A 19,006-nucleotide genomic window follows, 5' to 3' on the forward strand; every position below is an offset into this window, starting at 1 on the left:
GTCTTGGAGTGAGCAAATCTCGGCAACATTGGAAAAAGAGTCGCGCCCATTTATGAAGGATTTCGTGAATAAGCAGGGCTTTAGCACCCGCTAAACGCATTAAGTTTCCCTTTTATATTCACCGAGTAAAAAAGCAGCATTACGCTGCTTTTTTTATGTTTTTGGGCGCAATGTGCCTAAGTTTTCTCACTGTTTTGTTGGCTTAAAGTTTGATTTTTCCTTAATGCGCCAAAACCTATTTACATCCTTGGTATAACCCGTAATATTGCCGCGTTTTTGTGCTCTTCGATCATTTTTCCTTAGGGTTGTGAGCACAGTTTTTGACTTTTGAATCATATTTTTTCGAAGTAGGGTAACTATGGAAAACAAATTGGCTAATCCAGCGCCTTTGGGGTTGATGGGTTTCGGTATGACAACCGTGCTGTTAAACATTCATAACGCCGGGTTCTTTCCGATTGATAGCATGATTTTGGCGATGGGCCTGTTCTACGGAGGCCTCGCGCAAGTGATCGTGGGCATCATGGAATTTAAAAAGGGCAACACCTTTGGCACCACAGCGTTTACCTCATACGGCCTGTTTTGGTTGACGCTGGTTGGTTTGATTGTGATGCCAAAGCTTGGCATTGCTGAGGCCAGCCCAGCCGCATTTATGGGATGGTATTTGGTCATGTGGGGCCTGTTTACCGGCTTTATGTTTATCGGGTCACTGCGCTATTGCTTCGCCAAGCAGTTTGTTTTCGGTAGTTTGACGGTACTGTTCTTCCTACTTGCCGCGCGTGATTTCACCGGCAGTGCCTTTATTGGCACCATTGCAGGCTTTGAAGGGATTGTGTGTGGTTTAAGCGCGATCTATTTCGCGATGGCGCAAGTGCTAAACGAAGAATATGGTCGCACTATTTTGCCAGTGGGCGACAAACAGCCACAGGCAGCGGTGGCGCAACACGCCGCTTAATAGGTTAGCGAAAAGCCCAAACAAAAAGCCCGAGTTCATGACGAACTCGGGCTTTTTTATACCGTGTGAACGGTGCTTATCGCGTCAAAGACGGTTAGCACATCACCTTAACCGCAAGACCGCCTTGCGATGTTTCACGGTATTTTGCATTCATGTCTTTACCGGTTTCCATCATGGTTTCGATGACTTTATCCAAAGAAACACGTGGCTCGGAAGAGCGTTGAAGCGCCATACGAGAGGCGTTAATCGCTTTCACCGCGGCGATACCATTGCGCTCGATACAAGGCACTTGCACTTGGCCCGCCACTGGATCACAGGTCAAACCGAGGTTGTGCTCCATAGCGATTTCTGCCGCCATGCACACTTGATGAGGGCTACCACCCATTAGCTCGGCCAAGCCTGCTGCGGCCATAGAGCAGGCAACGCCTACTTCGCCTTGGCAGCCGACTTCTGCACCAGAAATCGAGGCGTTTTGCTTATACAAGCCACCAATTGCACCGGATGCAGCGAAATAGCGCGTGTAGGTTTGCTTGTCGACGGTTTCAATAAACTTATCGTAGTAGGCCAGTACGGCGGGAATAATGCCGCACGCGCCATTGGTTGGTGCGGTTACGACGCGGCCACCGGCGGCGTTTTCTTCGTTGACGGCAAAGGCGAACATGTTCACCCAATCCACCACGGCCATCGGATCAATGTTGTATTTTTCGCTGGTTTTTAATTGGTTACGCAGCGCAGCGGCACGGCGTGGCACACGCAGTGGTCCCGGAAGCACCCCTTCGTTCTCCATACCGCGGTTCATACACGCCTGCATGGTTTTCCAAATGTCAGCAAAGTAGGTATCGATTTCTTCTTGGCTGTGCATGGCTCGCATGTTGGCCATGACCAAACCGCTGATGGAAAAACCGGTTTCTTGCGTGAGCGCCAACAAGCCGTCTGCGGTATTGAAGTCGTAAGGGACTTCAACCGTTTGCATGGCAGGCTGACCGAACTCGGCTTCTTCGACAATAAAGCCGCCGCCGATCGAGTAATAGGTTTTGCTCAGCACACACTCATCACCTTGCCACGCATGAATTTGCATGCCGTTTTCGTGCAAGGAGAGGTTAGAGGTATGGAAGTTCATTCCACCGTCACGCGGAAAAGCGACCACATGCTGCTGTTCGCCCAGCGGCAGTTGCTCGGTGTCTTCGACGCGTTTGACGAAGCCAGGAATAGAGTCAATATCAACGGTTTCAGGGCTGTTGCCTGCAAGGCCCATGATAATGGCGATATCGGTGTGGTGGCCTTTACCGGTGAGAGACAAAGAGCCGTAGACATCAACGCTAATCCGATCGACGTCGGTTAAACGTTGATTCGCGACGAGCTCATCAATAAAGCATTTACCGGCTTTCATTGGGCCAACGGTGTGAGAGCTGGAAGGACCTACACCAATCTTAAAAATGTCAAAAACACTGATCATGTGTCTTACCTCAGTCAATGCCCTAAGGGCAATGGATTTAGTGTTTACGCAATCCGTCCGTGGTATTGACTGTGATAACGAGCGATACCGCGCTCGTAATGAGAATCAGGAGCAGGGCAAACCCCACTCCTGATTTTTTGGGAATCACCGCAAACATCGATGGATGCGGTTGACTGAGTCATCCCGATAGTCACCTCTATGACTATCACGCATTTTATTGCGATTTAGAAGAACAAACCGTAAAGAATGGCTGAGATTGCAATCAAACCCATGACCAATACAAAGGCGTTGCTAATTGTACCTGAATACTTCTTCATTGCTGGCACATTTTTCACGGCGTACATTGGCATAATGAATAGGATGGTGGCAATGATTGGGCCGCCAAGTGATTCAATCATACCCAGAATGCTTGGGTTTAGGGTCGCAACCAGCCAAATGGTCAGGATCATGAAGACCACAGTGAACACGTCGATTTTCTTACGGTTGACTGGTTTGTTATCGGCGCCACGCATCACTTTGACGATCAAACCGTTCAGACCTTCACGAGCACCTAAGTAGTGACCGAAGAACGAAGAGACGATAGCCACGAACGCGACGATAGGACCTAGGTACGAAATGAATGGGCTTTCGTGCTTGTTAGCGAGGTAAGAAAGAATCGCGATGTTTTCTGATTTCGCCGCTGCCAGATCGGCAGGGGTCAGTGACAGTACGCAAGAGAACACGAACAGCATCACGAAGCCAAGTAGCATACCTGCCGCACGCAGCAAGATTTGCGCAGATTTCTGCTCGGCATCTTTACCGTGGTCACGGCTTTGTGCCATTGAGAACGCTGAAATCGCAGGGCTGTGGTTAAACGCGAAGACCAACACTGGGATAGAAATCCAAAGAGTGATGGTAAAGTCACCAACAGAAGGGACTTGTGATAGGGCCGCCGTGTTCCACTCTGGGATCAGGTATAGCGACATAAACAGCAAGATACCGACCAGTGGGTAAACCAAGAACTGGGTCACGCGTAGCATGATTTTCTCACCCAGCAGCATGATAGCCATCATACCGAGGATCAGAACCAGTGACAGGATCACGCGTGGCGGTGAGGCCATACCTAGCTGGTTGACTAAGAAAGAATCAACGGTGTTGGTGATACCGACGCCGTAGATCAACACGATAGGGTAAATAGCAAAAAAGTAGAGCAGGGTGATGATCTTACCCGCGGTCGCGCCAAAGTGTTCTTCAACCACTTCGGTGATATCGCTGCCGGGCTTCTTTGAAGATAGGACAAAGCGAGATAGGCCACGGTGGGCAAAAAAGGTCATAGGGCCAACAAGCAGCGTCATTACTACGAGCGGCCAGAATCCGTGCATGCCGGCGTTAATTGGCAAGAACAGGATGCCAGCGCCTACCGCGGTGCCAAAAAGAGAGAGCGCCCAAGTTGTATCTTGTTTGGTCCAGCGCAGGCGCGATGTCGCACTGGTACCTGTGGTTGAGGTCGTTTGCATAACAATACTACTCACGTTGTAGGGGAACAGAAATCAGGGATGGCGAATTCTGGCGATTTCCACGCAGAAAACCAAGAGCTGGATCGCTATATGAAAAAGAGAGACGAGACTATTGCACCAAAGTGTGACGATAATCACCTAACTTGTCAGTAATGGCCAACAATGTCGGCAAAAGTGTCAAGTTTTTTGTTGGTTGAATAAGCACCAATGTGCACTAAAAACAGTACTTATTGCATGGTTTTTGCGGTTATCTTGAGCAAGAGACATGTAATGATAATTGCGTGACCAGCGCGCGCAAAAGTTGTGCTGTTGCACCCCATATTAACCGGTTTTGATGATAAAACGCGGCAACTGGATGCCATTGTCCGTAGAGATAGAAGGATTGTTCGCGGATATGGCCGGGTTGGCACAGAGTATCAAGAGGCACCTCAAAACATTCGGCTACTTCGTTGTCATCCAGTATCGGTTGGTATTGGGGATCCACCCATGCCAGCACCGGATGAATGTAGTAACCGGTGACGGTGGGCAGAGGACAAAGCTCGCCAATAATGTGTTCGCGGCCAACCTGAATGCCGGTTTCTTCCCACATCTCGCGGGTTGCAGTCGCGATATTGTCGCAATCGACCGTTTCGCGTTTACCGCCGGGAAAGCTCACTTGGCCTGGATGATGCTTTAAATGATCGGCGCGGCGGGTCAAAATCAACTGAATACCGTTGGGGCGCGCCACTAAGCCGATCAGTACCGCTGCCGGTTGAAAGTCTAATCCGCGTAGAATGCGGGGGGCGAGTCGAACGCGGTTAAGAATACGATTGTCGTGACGTGCCAGTGGGCTGAGGCTAAAGCGTTGGAGAATGTCACCCGGTTGCAGTGGTGTACGCGTTTTTCTCTCTCCTCGCTCCCAATGCTGGGGCACCGCCGGTGACAAGCTCTCTTGGCTGGCGGCAATGTGGCGGCTGTTTATTGTATGATCGCTGAAATAAGCAGGGGTTGCAGCCACGTGCTGCAAAGGATGGTCGATAAAGAGTGGGTTATGATCGAGCCCATATTGTGGCGCTGAGGTAGGTGCTCCCTCACCTTGGCTTGAGGCACGCATGGATGCCGCGAAGCGGTGTGATGTCCACGTTTGTGGGGGAGCAATCTCTGTCATAACAACCTCTCTTTATTCCTGCCACTTACCCATCAGACTGTGCTAGAACGGGCAGGATACGACTGACCTTATCGAGTGTTTCTTGATATTCCGCGCCGGCTTCACTGTCGGCAACCAATCCACCGCCTGCCCATACATGGAGCTGGCCTTGATGCCCCACCAAGGTGCGGATGGTGATGCTAGAGTCCATTCGGCCACAACGACTGAGGTAGGCGAAACTGCCGCAATAGACATGACGTCGGTGCGGCTCAAGCTCTTCGATTATTTCCATGGCACGCACTTTGGGGGCGCCGGTTATCGATCCGCCCGGAAAGGCGGCGCGTAGCAGTTCAAGCGTACTTTTGTCCTCGGGCAGGGTGCCGGTGACCGTGCTGACCAAGTGGTGTACCGCAGGAAAACTCTCTATATCAAAGAGTTTAGGCACAGAAACGCTACCTGGCGAGGCGACACGACCGATATCGTTACGTAACAAGTCAACAATCATCAAGTTTTCCGCCCGATCTTTGCTGGCTGATTTCAACGCGTGGGCGCTGTCGGCATCTTGTTCGGGGTCGCTAAAGCGTGGTCGTGTGCCCTTAATGGGTTTGGTTTCGATGTGTTTGTCGTGCACGGATAAAAAGCGCTCCGGCGAGACCGAGAGCACAGCGCTTTCAGCTAAGCGGATAAATCCAGAAAACGGCGCGCCATTGCTGGTGGCGAGTTTGCGGTAGGCTTGCCACTCGTCTCCTTGATAGTGTGCGCTAAAGCGTTGGGCTAAGTTGATTTGATAGCAATCGCCGGCATGCAGGTAGTCTTTAACCTTGGCAAATTTGGCGGTGTAATCCGCTTCGCTCATGTTGGCTTGCCAGGTTTCGGTGAGCTCGAATGGTGTGGTTTGCGGCGCCTGCTGGCGATTAAGCCATGCCCAACGCGTGTCACTATCCGGTGCAATTACCACTGCCGTTTGTTGGTGGTGATCCACAATCAGCGCCCAATCATAAATCCCCACGGCCATGTCTGGCACATCGAGCTCATCGAGAGCAATGACGGGCAAGGTTTCCACACATCGGCCCAAATCATAGCCGAAATAGCCCAGTGCCCCGCCAATAAAGGGCCAAGGCTCGATAGCGTCGATATCGGGGAGTAGCTGCGCTTGAAGCGAACTTACCCATGTAAATGGATCGTCGATGTGTGTTTGGGTGTCGCCACTGGCGGTGTAATGGGTGGTAACCTGACCGTTTCGCGCCGTCACGGTGGCAAGAGGATCGGCGACCACAATATCAAAACGACTATCCGGGTGGGTACGGGTTGCCGAGTGCAACAGCATGGCCCAAGGCTGGTGGGCAATGTTATTAAACAGGGTGAGGGCTAAGTCCGTTGCGTAAGGAATCGGTGTAGTGGTCAGCATAGTGGCGTTTTGTGGCTGCATTCTTCTTTTTTGTGATCACGATTGATGCGCTGTATGGCGCGAGAATAGCGCTAAGCGTATCATAGCAAGGCCTTTTCCGGCAGACGCACACTGAATAAACCCGCCGAGGTCATGTAAACCCGCGGCTTCTATAATCACAGGGTGTGCGTGCTCAACAGACGTAACGATAATAACGAGGGGAAGGCTCCCCCACACTGGATACCCGCTTTGGGTCCTGCAAATGACACCAGAGGCAATGATGACCACAATTAAACAGCAAGACGTGATCGAAAGTGTTGCAGATGCCCTGCAATATATCTCTTACTACCATCCCCTTGATTTTGTTCAAGCCCTAGAAAAAGCCTACCACAAGGAGCAAAGCCAAGCGGCGAAAGACGCCATTGCACAAATTTTGATTAACTCCCGCATGTCGGCAGAAGGGCAACGTCCGATTTGCCAAGATACCGGCATTGTGACCTGCTTTGTCAAAGTGGGTATGGCGGTACAGTGGGATCGCCATGATATGACCGTTCAGCAGATGGTTGATGAAGGCGTGCGACGCGCATACACCAACCCAGATAATCCACTGCGTGCCTCTGTGGTCGCCGATCCTGCTGGTAAGCGCCAAAACACCCGCGATAACAGCCCAGCGGTGGTTCACATTGATATGGTGCCGGGCAATACGGTCGATATTCAAATTGCTGCCAAAGGGGGCGGGTCAGAGAACAAAACCAAGATGGTGATGCTCAATCCGTCGGACGATGTGGCCGAGTGGGTGGAAAAAACGCTGCCTGCAATGGGCGCGGGCTGGTGTCCTCCGGGGATGTTAGGCATTGGTATCGGCGGCACGGCGGAAAAAGCGGCGGTGTTGGCGAAAGAGTCGCTGATGGAGCACATTGATATTCAAGAGCTTATCGACCGCGGGCCAAGCAATGCCGAAGAAGCGCTACGTCTCGATATTTTCAATCGTGTGAACAAGTTAGGTATTGGTGCACAAGTGGGCGACAACGTCCGCCGCGTAAATCTTGATACGGTCACCAAAGAAGATGTACAGAGCTGGAAAACCGGTGAAACTGTCTTGCTCTCGGGCAAAATTCTGACCGGGCGTGATGCGGCGCATAAACGTATTCAAGAAATGCTACGCAATGGCGAAGGGTTGCCTGATGGAGTCGATTTTAACGGCCGCTTTATCTATTACGTCGGCCCTGTGGAWGCGGTTCGTGATGAAGTTGTCGGTCCGGCTGGGCCAACCACCTCAACACGTATGGATAAATTTACTGATATGATGCTCGCCGAAACCGGCTTGATGGGCATGATTGGTAAAGCCGAGCGCGGTCCAGCGGCGGTAGAATCGATCAAAAACCACAAAGCCGTTTACTTAATGGCTGTTGGCGGTGCTGCTTATCTGGTATCGAAGGCGATTAAGAAAGCGCGCGTGGTGGCGTTTGAAGATCTGGGTATGGAAGCGATTTATGAGTTTGAAGTCGAAGACATGCCGGTGACCGTCGCGGTTGACTCGCAAGGGCAGAACGCGCACCAAATTGGTCCGGATACTTGGAAAGTGAAAATTGCGGAAATGGACAGCTAGTCTGTCATAAGCAGCGATAAAAAATGCGCCAATTTTGGCGCATTTTTTTTAACCGTATCACCACGCGTCTGCGTTAGGCGACTTCCTCTTCGTCGAGATCGAATGAGGCAGCAATCAGGTTACGTGTGTATTCGTGTTGCGGGTTATGGAAGATTTCTTCTGGCGTACCTGCTTCCATCACTTTCCCTTTTTGCATCACCATCACGCGATCAGACAGGGCTCGAACCACACTCAAATCGTGGCTGATAAACAGGTAGCCAATGTTGTGGCGTTTCTGAATATCTTTCAGCAAGTCGATGACGGTCAATTGGACGGAGCGGTCCAGTGCAGACGTTGGTTCATCAAGCAGAATGAATGCTGGGTTGAGGATCAGGGCACGCGCAATCGCGATACGTTGACGCTGGCCGCCTGAAAACTCATGTGGATAACGGTTAATTGCAGAGCTATCAAGGCGTACTTCATAAAGCGCATCTTTAACGCGATCGAGGCGCTCTTTTTTACTCAGCTCAGGGAAGTGAGTACGAAGGCCTTCGGCGACAATCTCACCCACCGTCATGCGTGGCGATAGCGAGCCAAATGGGTCTTGGAACACCATCTGCATATCACGGCACAGCGCTTTGTTTTCGCTGTTTTTAATGTCGTGAATGTCTTGGCCTTTAAAACGCACACTGCCTTCCGCGACGGGAAGCAGACGCATAATGGCACGCCCAAGCGTGGATTTACCCGAGCCTGATTCACCAACTATACCGAGGGTTTCGCCGCGGCGTAGTGACAAACTGATGTTGCTCACCGCTTCAAAATAGCGCTTATTGCCGCCAAAGAAGTCAGCGCCCAAGAAATACTTGATGGTGACGTTATCCACCGACAAGAGGTTTTCTGCGTCCTCTTGTGGGGCTTCTTTGCGCCCGCGAGGCACTGCATCAATCAGCATCTTGGTGTAGTCTTCTTGCGGATTGGCGAATAGTGCTTGGGTTTCGTTAGTCTCTACCACTTCACCTTTACACATCACCACAACACGGTCAGCCAAGTGTTTCACTACGCCTAAATCGTGTGAGATGAACATGATCGCCATGCCCATTTTCTTTTGCAGATCGCCGATCAGGTTCAATACCTCGGCTTGTACGGTTACGTCCAATGCAGTGGTCGGTTCGTCGGCGATCAGCAAATCGGGCTCGTTGACCAGCGCCATTGCGATCATGATCCGTTGCAACTGACCGCCGGAGAACTCGTGCGGATACTTTTCAAGTGCGCCAGTTGGGTTAGGCAGCTGCACTAATTTCAGCAACTCGATAATGCGCTCTTTGGCTTTCGCTGGTGTGGTGCGGTGGTGGCACTGAATCGCCTCGGTCAGCTGTTCACCGACACGCATGTAGGGGTTCAGTGAGGTCATTGGCTCTTGGAAGATCATGGCAACACGGTTGCCGCGCATCGCTTGCATCTGCTTGGTAGAAAGGCGCAACACATCGGTGTCGTTAAACGAGATTTGTGACTCTGGTTTGACGATGGCGTTGTTGGGGAGCAAGCCCATTACGGCGCTGCTAGAGACGGATTTCCCCGAGCCTGACTCACCCACAATGGCGAGTGTTTCGCCGGGCATGATGTTAAAGCTGACGTTTTTAACAGCATCAACGATGCCATCGTTCGTGGTAAATGACACGCTTAGATTATTGACACTAAGCAGTGGCTTAGAAGCAGATGAAGACATCATCACCTCACTGGTTGATTATTCGACGTCACTCGCCAGCCCAAGATTGTCGTACAAGGTATCAAGGCATTACACGTGCATGCTCGACACAGGGCTAGCGCTCGATTGTTAGAGATTAAGCGAGTGGGGATGCCACTTGCTCTGGTTCAATCATGTTGGGTTGATATTTGCGAGCCAAGCTCAACAACATATCCCCTAGATGCGGATATCAGCCAGCTGGAGCGACTCATTACCCATTCAGGGAAATGAACAGCTTGCGCCAGTGGAAGAGGTAGGATACGAGTGCCGCGATAACCGAAATGCGCTTCAGGTTACCTCTCCTTGCGAACACAGCTTTTCAACATAATCAGATGTTGATACCAAGCAGCGTGAATATCCATATATCACCCACACAATATACGATTCGGATATAAAAGCAAACTGTTATTAACTGCAAGATTTACCATGTCAGACTTTGAACTCACAGACAAAATCACGGCTTTTAGCGTTCGCGATAGTCAATAATCAGGAGGATAAGCGAGGTTTGGGTTGTTTATTTTGTGGGCAACATTTGGCAGAGAGGCTCAGACCTCGGGCGTATAAAAGGCGTGCGAATCGTGCAATTCGCACACCATGTCAGGTTAGCTGCGATCGAACTCTAAACGTGTCGCGTAGCGCTCGTCACTATGCTGACCGTGCTCGAATGCGACTTGACCGTTCACGATCGTCATATCAATGCTTGAGCCAAAGGTATGGCCGTCGAACGGTGACCACTGGCATTGGTAGAAGAGGTTGTCTTTACCGACCGTTTGCGTCTGGTTGAGATCAACGAGTACCAAGTCGGCCCAATATCCTTCACGGATAAAGCCACGCTCTTTCACCTGATAACGTACCGCTGGCGCATGTGAGACTTTTTGCACCACCAAAGGCAAATCGAAAATACCACGATGATAAAACTCAAGCGCCACTTGAAGCGCGTGTTGGACAAGCGGTAAGCCTGCTGGCGCTTTAAAGTAACTGTTTTGTTTCTCTTCAAAGGTGTGAGGGGCGTGGTCGGTGGCAATCACGTCGATCACACCGTCTTTCACCGCTTTGATCAGTGCTTGTTGGTGGTGGGCTTCTTTGACGGCGGGATTACATTTGATCAAGGTGCCCTTGGTCGCGTAGTCATCACGGTTAAAGAATAAGTGATGCACACAGGCTTCCGCGGTGATTTGTTTTTGCTGAAGCGCTTCGAGCGTTTTCGCAGGCTCAAACTGATACAGCTCATCTTCAGTGGTCAAGTGCAGCACATGTAAGCGTGTACCGTGTTTTTTAGCGAGGTTGACCGCCAGTTGGGATGATTTAAGACACGCTTCTTTTGAGCGAATGTGCGCGTGGGCATCAATCGGCACGTCCTCACCGTATTTCTCGCGATAAATGTTCTCGAGTTCGGTGATCATTGGAGTATCTTCGCAATGGGTTGCAATCAAGGTCGGGCAATCGGCGAAGATAGCGTCAAGGGTGTCCGGATCATTGACCAGCATATTGCCGGTGGAAGCCCCCATAAAGACTTTAACACCGCAGGCACTGTTCGGATCGAGGCGACGAATTTCATCAATGTTGTCATTGGTCGCGCCCAAATAGAAGGCATAGTTAGCGTGGCTGGATTGAGACGCACGTTGATACTTTTCTTCTAACGCGTCGAGTGTCGTGGTGGGGGGATTAACGTTGGGCATCTCCATATACGTGGTGATACCGCCTGCGACGGCCGCTTTGGACTCGGTCGCGATGGTTCCTTTTTTCGGGAATCCCGGCTCACGGAAATGCACTTGGTCGTCAATCATACCGGGCAACAAATGTTTGCCTGATGCATCAATCACACGGCAGTCCGCCGCGGCAGGGGCACTAATATCGCGGGCAATCTGAGAGATTCGGCCGTTTTCGACCAGCACATCGGTCTCAACAACTTGTCCTTCGTTGACGACAGAAGCGTTTTTAAATAGCAGGGTGGTCATGTTGTCATCCTTACATGTAAAGGCGTCGGCGCTATAGTAGCGCAAACGATTACCTGATTCAGCCCTTGATTTTACAAGGTGATATAAACATCAATTAACACAAGTTTGACCAAATTGTCGCATGCAACTGCGCTGTACATATTGCCCTTGGCAAAGGGGTACCGCATACTTGGCAGGGTTTATATTTATAAAAGGGAGCACACCATGGCGGAAGWAACCATCTTCAGCAAAATTATTCGCAAAGAAATCCCCGCAGATGTTTTGTATCAGGACGATTTAGTCACTGCTTTCCGTGATATTAACCCGCGTGCGCCTGTGCATATTTTGGTGGTACCAAACAAACTGATCCCCACCACCAATGATGTCAATATTGAAGACGAGTTAGCGTTAGGTCGTATGGTGACGGTGGCAAAAAAACTGGCGGCTGACGAAGGGATCGCTGAAGACGGCTACCGTTTGATCATGAACTGCAACCAACACGGTGGCCAAGAGGTGTACCATATTCACATGCACCTAGTAGGGGGACGCGCGCTGGGTCCCATGGTGGTGAGTTAAGCACGGCTAAGCCGACGATGGTATGAATGATGTGTAAAAATCAAATCCGAACTTTGATGATTGCACTTGCCTTGGTGTTGGCGGGCTGCGCAGGGAGTCAGTCGACTGACCTGCGCATCGCGCCACACCAAACCGTGGTTTTTGCCGATCCAGAGCTGGCGATGTCGCTATGGGTTAAAGAGACGATGGTTCGTCGCACCCCAAACGGAAATCAAGCATGTGTGTGGTTAGAAAATACGTCTAGTCAACCGCAAACCTTGCAGTATCGCTTTAGTTGGTACGATAGCCAAGGGCTCCAATTATCGACCTCTGCGGCGGCGTCTTGGCAATCTGTGACCATTCCTCCCCATACACAGCGCGATATTCATGCGCCGATACCTGATATTAAGGTTTCGCAGTTTCGTTTAGCCGTCATGCAACCAGAATAATCCCCTTGTTTGTTGGCACTTTTTCACGCTTTTCTGGTCTATTCATTTTTTATTTACGGAGTCATCTCTATGTCCGCATGCTGCGCATTGACGGCCGCTTTACGTAAGCCAAATGCATTGGTAAAAGCATTATCGATGGGGCTATTTGTTGTCACAGTTGCAGGCTGTGCACCTCGCACGCAGCCGATTTATCAGCCGTCGGCGCCAAAAGAAACCACCGTGCAGCAAGGGGTGGTGCATGGCAGTTTTAATCAAGCCATGCGCGCCGCGGTGCAGTCCTTAATGGGTAGTGAAAGCCTGCAAGGCGCCCCTGTTACTTTGGTGCAGCCGCTACAAAATCTGACTGACGGTTATATTGACACTGTGGGTGTGTCAAAACAGCTAGAGCAAGGCCTTGCCGCACAAGGGCTGATAGGAACGGTCTCACAGGCGCAGGTCGATGTGGTCCGTCAGTCGCTAGGTTTGGGTGAGGGACAGGTTCTCATTGATCCGACCACGGTGATGCAATACGGACGCTTACTGGGGGCACAGTATCAGCTCGGTGGTAAGGTCACGGGGCAAGAAGAGAAAACCTTATCACTGCAGCTGATGGATTTGACCACAGGTGTGATTGAATGGCAGGACACTCAGCGTTTTGTCAGTCGTTAATCTTTCGCCCGCGTTAAAAAGCTTACTGGAAGCGGCGTTGTATGAGCACTATTCAGCGCCCGTTTCGATTCAGCGTGTTACCCCACTCGAAGGGGGCCTGACCAACCGCTGTTTGCGGATTGATGACTCACAAGGGGGACGCTTTGTGTGGCGGCCCCAAAGCCATGTGAGTGACGCTTTTGCGATTTCTCGGTCGCGCGAGGCGGCTGCGCAATCGCTGGCCGCTACCTATCAACTTGCCTCCGCACCCGTTTGTCAGTTGTCAGAAGGGCTTTTGGTCCCTTGGGTGGAAGGTGAATCCCTTGATCCGCACTCAGTTGAGAGCCAAGCGATCCTGATCGACCTGTTGGTACGTATCCATTCCATGGAAGGCCGTTTGGATACGCAAGATGTTCGCACCCAATGCCAGCATTATGAGCAGCAGTTGACCTTGGCAAAGCAGCAAACACTCAAACAGCTGCGTGATAGACGCCAATGGCAATTACCCACGGATCTGCTCGCCCCTGTGGTGTGTCATATGGATTTGGGTAGTTATAACGTGGTTATTCAGCCAAATGGCGAGCCCTGTGTGCTTGATTGGGAATATGCGCGATTAGGCAGTGCGTGTTTGGACATTGCACTTTTTTGTCGGGCAAATGGCTATACACCAGCACAGGTCGTGTCCGATTATTGTGCGTTGCGATGCATCGAGGACTCGGCACCGGTTCGCCAAGCGGTAGAGGCATGGCTGCCCTTTGCCGACTATCTCGCGCTATGCTGGTATGAAGTGGGCGCATCGTTATATGGGCTCAGCACTTACCAAGAGCAAGCGCAGCGGTTATATCGCCAACTGGCGGGAATGGATGAATCATAAGGAGAGTTGCAAWGGCTAGGTCGCGTTTTCGCTATGGCTTGATAGGAGGCTTATTACTGATCCTGACCGGATGCACCACCGAGCTTGCGTATAACACCTTGCCGTTTTGGATTCATTACTACATCGATGACATTGTTAACTTGCGCCCCGAGCAATCTCGCCAAGTGAAAGCCGACCTCGACAAGATTCAGCAATGGCATCGAACCCATGAGTTACCTGCGATAGCCGAACGGTTAGGGCTGATTGCCACCCACAGTACCGAGCGACATACCATGGCGCAATTACGTGACCATCAAGAGGCGGTAAAAGCGCGGATCCACGCGACGCTACAGGCGTTTGTGCCCGCGACGGCGCGTTTACTTGATAGCTTTGATGACCAGCAAGCGCAGGCGCTCACCCAGTGGATGGAAGACGAGATTCAAGAGGCAACCGAACGACGTGCAAAGCGTTCGCAAGATGAGCAATTTGCCTATCAACGTGATGATCTCGAGGAAGATACGGAAGAGTGGATTGGCAGCGCTGCGCGTCATCAACAGCCCTTGTTTGCTGAAATGGCAGAGTATCAGCAAGCGGCGATGCCAACGTTCCGTCAGGTACGAGAGCGCTTAGTCAGCCGCCTTTTTGCGATTATCAAAAATCGACAGTCTATCGACACTGAGGCCGCGTTGTCAGAGTGGGTGGACGATGTGGTGGCATGGCGAGCCGGACCGGAGACGGAAACCGAAATGGCCATCTACCGTTCACGCCGGTTAGATTGGTTGTTGCGCCTTGATCGTAGCCTTGATGAGGATCAGCGTTCTCAACTGGTCGATAACCTCATTGAGTGGCAAACGCGTCTGAACGAGATGAGCCGTTAGTCTCGTTCCTCTTCCCTTGGATTGGGTAGGGCGTGGGCGTTGCTGTATGCATTAAACCACCTACCTCATGGTTACGCCAAATACCCTGATTATTTTTAGGGTGATCTTGCTCATTTTTCTATCTGGGTGGCTATGCTATTGATAGGGGTCACAGCTTTGCGATAACCAAGGATGGCTTTCCATGATCTTATATCTCCACGGTTTTGATTCAACCAGCCCAGGCAACCATGAGAAAGTGTTGCAGCTCCAATTTGTCGATGATGACGTGCGTACCATCAATTACAGCACCATGCACCCAAAACACGATATGCAGCATTTGCTCAAACAAGTACAGACGCAGCTAGACGCGAGTCAGGATCCCAATCCACTGATCTGCGGCGTTGGCTTAGGCGCATATTGGGCAGAACGGGTGGGTTTTTTGTGTGGGATTAAGCAGGTTCTGTTTAACCCAAACTTATATCCACACGAGAATATGACTGGAAAAATTGATCGGCCGGAAGAGTATGAGGACATTGCGACCAAATGTGTGGCAGACTTTCGTCAACGCAATCAACAACGAGCATTGGTGGTGTTGTCGCGAGAGGATGAAGTCCTCGACAGTCGCCGCAGTTATCAAGTGTTGTCACCTTTCTATCCTGTTCGTTGGGATGAAACGCAAACCCACAAGTTTAAAAACCTATCGGCACACCTCAACGCCATTGCGGATTTTAAAAAGCAGCCCGCACTCCACACGTAATCGGTTCCCCAGTCGCAAAGTGGGTCTTTGCGCACTGGGGTGCGTCGAATTGACCGAATAAACATCAACAGCGCCTCAGAACGATGTGAGATCAATAAAACAACAAATGAGATCGCGTATCACTTGTATTTATATTACAGAGCCGTCTTCGGCGTATAAATACTTGGAGCCGTTATGTTTGTTGATCTTACTCCGTTCGATGAGACGATTTTGGGCACGCATACCCCAGACCCATTGCGTTTTGCCTTTCCGCCGAAAAWACACGCCCACGCGGCGACCCATCAAATGCCTTTCCCGCTCGAACAAGGCATCGCAGGCGTTACAACACAGCTTTTATCTCCGCCAGTGCAATCTGGGCCGCGGTGTTTATATATCCATGTGCCATTTTGTCGAGTGAGGTGTACTTACTGTCACTTTTTCCAACATGCGGCGAGCCGCACACTGATTGACAGCTACTTCGCGGCTTTGCTCAAAGAGCTTGGTATGAAAGCGGCGATGCCATGGACCCAAGCGCAGCCTTTTGAGGCGGTGTATGTCGGTGGGGGAACACCCACTGCGTTGTCGGCAGCGCAATTGCAGCAATTGGGTCAGGAAATTCGTCGCCAATTTTGGCTCACGCCCGACTGCGAAATCACCCTTGAGGGGCGAATCAATGGCTTTGATGATAATGCGTTCGAGCATGCGCTTGCTGGGGGATTTAACCGTTTCTCGTTTGGGGTACAGAGCTTTAATACCCAAGTCCGCCGCGCGGCAAAACGTTTAGATGATGGTGACACTGTGCGTGAGCGTATTCATGCACTGAGTGCCCGTCAGGAGGCCACGATTGTGGTGGATTTGTTGTATGGCTTGCCTTATCAAACGGCTGAGATCTTTGCACAAGATGTGGCTGACTATTTGCAAACCGGCGCCAATGGTATTGATCTCTACCAGCTGGTGGTGGCGCCAAATACGCCGATGCTGCGCATGGTCGAGCAAGGAAGAATGCCACCGCCGGCAACCACGGCAGAAAAAGCCAGCTTGTTTGCGCAGGGCGTTAGTTTGATGGACCAACACGATTGTCGACGACTCAGTGTCAATCACTGGGCACGTGATCAACGTGAGCAAAGTCGTTACAACCGGCTTGCCAAGCATGGTGCTGATATTTTACCGCTAGGGTGTGGTGCCGGTGGCAGTATTGACGGTGTCGGGATCATGCAACATCGCGACTTGGCAACCTATCTCGATGCAATGCAAACCAATACCATGCCGATTGCGCGCGTTGTAGCCGCTGTGGAGCATCGTCGAGTGTATGATGCTATCAAAGCGGGATTAGATATGGGTGTGCTTCACGCGGATACGTTACCGCCTTGGCAAGGGATGAGCGTGTTTCAGTATCTCTCGCCACTATTCGCGGTCTGGCAGCAACATGGATTGGTAACATTATGTGAAAATAAATTACAACTTACTCTTGCTGGTCAGTTTTGGTCCGTAACGCTTGCGCAAGCCTGCATTCATGTCTTGCAATCACTCTAACCATCAGAATTTAAAATTCATTTGCTTATCCTCAGCTATCTGCATTTCGAAGAAAAGTGTAAGAAAAGGGCGAAATTTAACTTGTCTTAGGCACAGAATATGGTGTTTTATTTCATCATATAAAAGGCGGCCGAATCCGAATCTATGCTCGAAGTAGGCGACGTTTTCCGGCAAAATAGACTAAGCGCTGATGCAACAAACAAAAACAATGAAAGCAGCGCGCACGAAACAGATTGTAATTTGATTACTGGCCCAACCCCATTTTTGTCAGTGACTATATAAGTGGCTGATGTGTAAGTTTTTAATTAGGTAAGGATGTAGAAGTGACCAAAATTATCGTTGTCGGTGGCGGTGCAGGCGGGCTAGAGCTTGCAACCAAACTGGGCCGAACGTTAGGCCGCAAGCGTCGTGCAGAAATCACCTTGGTGGATAAAAACAGTAGCCACCTCTGGAAGCCATTGCTTCACGAAGTGGCAACCGGCTCAATGGATGAGGGCGTTGATGCTTTGAGCTATCGTGCTCATGCCAAAAATCATGGGTTCGATTTCCAAATGGGGACCTTGTGGGACATTGATCGCGACCAGAAAGTGATCACCTTGGCGCCCATGTACGATGAAAATAACGAACTGCTGATGCCTGAGCGTGAGCTCGAGTACGACATCTTAGTGATGGCGATTGGCTCGACCTCTAATGATTTCAACACACCGGGCGTTCGTGACCATTGTATATTCCTCGATAATCCTAAACAGGCTCACCGCTTCCGCGCGGAAATGAACAACGAATTCTTGCGTTTGCATGCTAAACACGGCCAAGGCAGCGTAGATATTGCGATTGTGGGCGCAGGAGCGACTGGTGTTGAGCTATCAGCAGAGCTGCACAATGCCATCAAAGAGCTGCGTAACTACGGTTTCCGTGATTTAGATAGCTCGAAACTGAACGTGACCTTGGTGGAAGCCGGTGAGCGCATTTTGCCAGCGCTGCCTACTCGTATCTCGAGTGCTGCGCACCAAGAGCTGTTGAAGCTGGGTGTCACGGTGAAAACCAATACCTTTGTCACTAAAGCGGACGACCAAGGCTTGGAAACCAAAGAGGGTGAGCGTATTCACGCCGATATTATGGTGTGGGCTGCTGGGATCAAGGCTCCGGACTTCTTGAAAGATATCGCCGGCTTGGAAACCAATCGCATTAATCAGTTGGTCGTGAAAAACACACTTCAGACGTCGCGTGATGACGACATCTTTGTGATTGGTGACTGTGCAGCGTGTACGCAAGCCGATGGCAGCATGGTACCGCCACGTGCACAGTCAGCGCACCAAATGGCAAGCCGCTGCTTTAGCAACATTGTTGCTAAATTAAATGGTCGTGAGCTCAAGCCTTATGTGTTTAAAGATCATGGTTCACTGGTTTCGCTCAGCCGCTTCTCTACGGTAGGCAGCTTGATGGGTAATCTGACCAAAGGCTCGATGATGATCGAAGGGCGGATTGCTCGTGTGGTATACATCTCTTTGTATCGGATGCACCAAATTGCATTGCACGGTTACGTGAAAACTGGCCTGATGATGCTGGTAGGGCGGATCAACCGCGTTCTACGTCCAAGTTTGAAGCTGCACTAAACACGTGTGAAGCTGTGCTAAAACAGCCTATAAACCCCAAGACCGAGGCTTGCCTCGGTCTTTTTTATTGTTCGAGTTGGCGCATTTCTAGTTGCCG

At 50.8% G+C, this 19,006-nt stretch carries 16 protein-coding genes and 1 pseudogene; 11 read left to right on the top strand and 6 right to left on the bottom strand.

What is annotated here, in order from left to right; genetic code table 11:
* Both BZJ17_RS17335 and BZJ17_RS00300 read left to right on the top strand, forming a co-directional pair.
* Window positions 1-94: pseudogene (locus BZJ17_RS17335) on the top strand (oxygen-insensitive NADPH nitroreductase); the annotation flags it as partial.
* Between the two features lie 264 nt (window positions 95-358).
* A complete protein-coding gene (locus tag BZJ17_RS00300) occupies window positions 359-952 on the top strand; it encodes a GPR1/FUN34/YaaH family transporter (protein ID WP_069587264.1) in 594 nt (197 codons plus the stop codon).
* Between the two features lie 94 nt (window positions 953-1,046).
* Here the strand turns inward: BZJ17_RS00300 and BZJ17_RS00305 are convergent, their stop codons facing one another.
* The 4 genes from BZJ17_RS00305 to pabB form a co-directional block, all read right to left on the bottom strand.
* The gene (locus tag BZJ17_RS00305) at window positions 1,047-2,408 is read right to left on the bottom strand and encodes an L-serine ammonia-lyase (protein WP_077639407.1); all 1,362 of its coding nucleotides are present in this window, start codon (window positions 2,406-2,408) and stop codon (window positions 1,047-1,049) included.
* A 224-nt stretch (window positions 2,409-2,632) separates the two neighbouring features.
* Window positions 2,633-3,904: a serine/threonine transporter gene (locus BZJ17_RS00310; RefSeq protein ID WP_069587267.1), complete on the bottom strand. Its 1,272-nt coding sequence runs from the start codon at window positions 3,902-3,904 to the stop codon at window positions 2,633-2,635.
* Between the two features lie 247 nt (window positions 3,905-4,151).
* The gene (locus BZJ17_RS00315; protein WP_077639408.1) at window positions 4,152-5,051 is read right to left on the bottom strand and encodes a CoA pyrophosphatase; all 900 of its coding nucleotides are present in this window, start codon (window positions 5,049-5,051) and stop codon (window positions 4,152-4,154) included.
* A 25-nt stretch (window positions 5,052-5,076) separates the two neighbouring features.
* Entirely contained in the window at window positions 5,077-6,459 is a 1,383-nt protein-coding gene (gene pabB / locus BZJ17_RS00320) for an aminodeoxychorismate synthase component I (RefSeq protein ID WP_077639409.1), read from the bottom strand.
* A 238-nt stretch (window positions 6,460-6,697) separates the two neighbouring features.
* Here pabB and BZJ17_RS00325 point away from each other — a divergent pair, with 238 nt between their 5' ends.
* Window positions 6,698-8,026, top strand: a complete 1,329-nt coding sequence (locus BZJ17_RS00325) for a fumarate hydratase (RefSeq protein ID WP_077639464.1) — start codon at window positions 6,698-6,700, stop codon at window positions 8,024-8,026.
* A 73-nt stretch (window positions 8,027-8,099) separates the two neighbouring features.
* On the opposite strand, the gene BZJ17_RS00330 is transcribed toward BZJ17_RS00325, so the two are convergent.
* Entirely contained in the window at window positions 8,100-9,731 is a 1,632-nt protein-coding gene (locus BZJ17_RS00330) for an ABC transporter ATP-binding protein (protein WP_077639410.1), read from the bottom strand.
* Between the two features lie 620 nt (window positions 9,732-10,351).
* Window positions 10,352-11,707 (bottom strand): dihydroorotase, encoded by a 1,356-nt coding sequence (locus BZJ17_RS00335; protein ID WP_077639411.1) that lies wholly within the window; start codon window positions 11,705-11,707, stop codon window positions 10,352-10,354.
* A gap of 204 nt (window positions 11,708-11,911) precedes the next feature.
* Between BZJ17_RS00335 and hinT the strand changes: the two genes are divergently transcribed.
* The 8 genes from hinT to BZJ17_RS00375 all read left to right on the top strand — a co-directional run bounded on the left by hinT (window position 11,912) and on the right by BZJ17_RS00375 (window position 18,909).
* Window positions 11,912-12,262, top strand: coding sequence for a purine nucleoside phosphoramidase (gene hinT / locus BZJ17_RS00340; RefSeq protein WP_077639412.1), 351 nt, complete (start codon window positions 11,912-11,914; stop codon window positions 12,260-12,262).
* A gap of 26 nt (window positions 12,263-12,288) precedes the next feature.
* Window positions 12,289-12,690: a YcfL family protein gene (locus BZJ17_RS00345; RefSeq protein WP_077639413.1), complete on the top strand. Its 402-nt coding sequence runs from the start codon at window positions 12,289-12,291 to the stop codon at window positions 12,688-12,690.
* A gap of 69 nt (window positions 12,691-12,759) precedes the next feature.
* Window positions 12,760-13,338 carry a hypothetical protein gene (locus BZJ17_RS00350; RefSeq protein WP_077639414.1) on the top strand — a complete coding sequence of 193 codons (579 nt, stop codon included), beginning with the start codon at window positions 12,760-12,762 and terminating at the stop codon, window positions 13,336-13,338.
* Window positions 13,325-14,191, top strand: a complete 867-nt coding sequence (locus tag BZJ17_RS00355) for a phosphotransferase (protein WP_157893146.1) — start codon at window positions 13,325-13,327, stop codon at window positions 14,189-14,191. Before BZJ17_RS00350 ends, BZJ17_RS00355 begins: the two co-directional genes overlap by 14 nt.
* A gap of 38 nt (window positions 14,192-14,229) precedes the next feature.
* Window positions 14,230-15,048 (top strand): DUF6279 family lipoprotein, encoded by an 819-nt coding sequence (locus tag BZJ17_RS00360; protein ID WP_077639416.1) that lies wholly within the window; start codon window positions 14,230-14,232, stop codon window positions 15,046-15,048.
* 181 nt (window positions 15,049-15,229) lie between these two features.
* Window positions 15,230-15,784, top strand: a complete 555-nt coding sequence (gene ycfP, locus BZJ17_RS00365) for an alpha/beta hydrolase YcfP (RefSeq protein ID WP_069587280.1) — start codon at window positions 15,230-15,232, stop codon at window positions 15,782-15,784.
* A gap of 174 nt (window positions 15,785-15,958) precedes the next feature.
* A complete protein-coding gene (gene hutW, locus BZJ17_RS00370; RefSeq protein WP_077639417.1) occupies window positions 15,959-17,296 on the top strand; it encodes a heme anaerobic degradation radical SAM methyltransferase ChuW/HutW in 1,338 nt (445 codons plus the stop codon).
* Window positions 17,297-17,619: 323 nt separating this feature from the next.
* Complete coding sequence (locus BZJ17_RS00375) at window positions 17,620-18,909, top strand: NAD(P)/FAD-dependent oxidoreductase (RefSeq protein ID WP_069587283.1); 1,290 nt, start codon at window positions 17,620-17,622, stop codon at window positions 18,907-18,909.
* Window positions 18,910-19,006 lie beyond the last annotated feature (97 nt).

Source organism: Salinivibrio sp. IB574 (assembly GCF_001996205.1).
In the GTDB taxonomy this organism is placed as follows: domain Bacteria; phylum Pseudomonadota; class Gammaproteobacteria; order Enterobacterales; family Vibrionaceae; genus Salinivibrio; species Salinivibrio proteolyticus.

Excerpts from the sequence above, each read along its gene's own strand:
- BZJ17_RS00310 (WP_069587267.1), bottom strand. The coding sequence starts at position 3,904 with ATGCAAACGACCTCAACCACAGGTACCAGTGCGACATCGCGCCTGCGC.
- BZJ17_RS00345 (WP_077639413.1), top strand. The coding sequence starts at position 12,289 with ATGATGTGTAAAAATCAAATCCGAACTTTGATGATTGCACTTGCCTTG.
- BZJ17_RS00330 (WP_077639410.1), bottom strand. The coding sequence starts at position 9,731 with ATGTCTTCATCTGCTTCTAAGCCACTGCTTAGTGTCAATAATCTAAGC.
- ycfP (WP_069587280.1), top strand. The coding sequence starts at position 15,230 with ATGATCTTATATCTCCACGGTTTTGATTCAACCAGCCCAGGCAACCAT.
- BZJ17_RS00350 (WP_077639414.1), top strand. The coding sequence starts at position 12,760 with ATGTCCGCATGCTGCGCATTGACGGCCGCTTTACGTAAGCCAAATGCA.
- BZJ17_RS00315 (WP_077639408.1), bottom strand. The coding sequence starts at position 5,051 with ATGACAGAGATTGCTCCCCCACAAACGTGGACATCACACCGCTTCGCG.
- BZJ17_RS00335 (WP_077639411.1), bottom strand. The coding sequence starts at position 11,707 with ATGACCACCCTGCTATTTAAAAACGCTTCTGTCGTCAACGAAGGACAA.
- BZJ17_RS00305 (WP_077639407.1), bottom strand. The coding sequence starts at position 2,408 with ATGATCAGTGTTTTTGACATTTTTAAGATTGGTGTAGGTCCTTCCAGC.
- BZJ17_RS00300 (WP_069587264.1), top strand. The coding sequence starts at position 359 with ATGGAAAACAAATTGGCTAATCCAGCGCCTTTGGGGTTGATGGGTTTC.
- pabB (WP_077639409.1), bottom strand. The coding sequence starts at position 6,459 with ATGCAGCCACAAAACGCCACTATGCTGACCACTACACCGATTCCTTAC.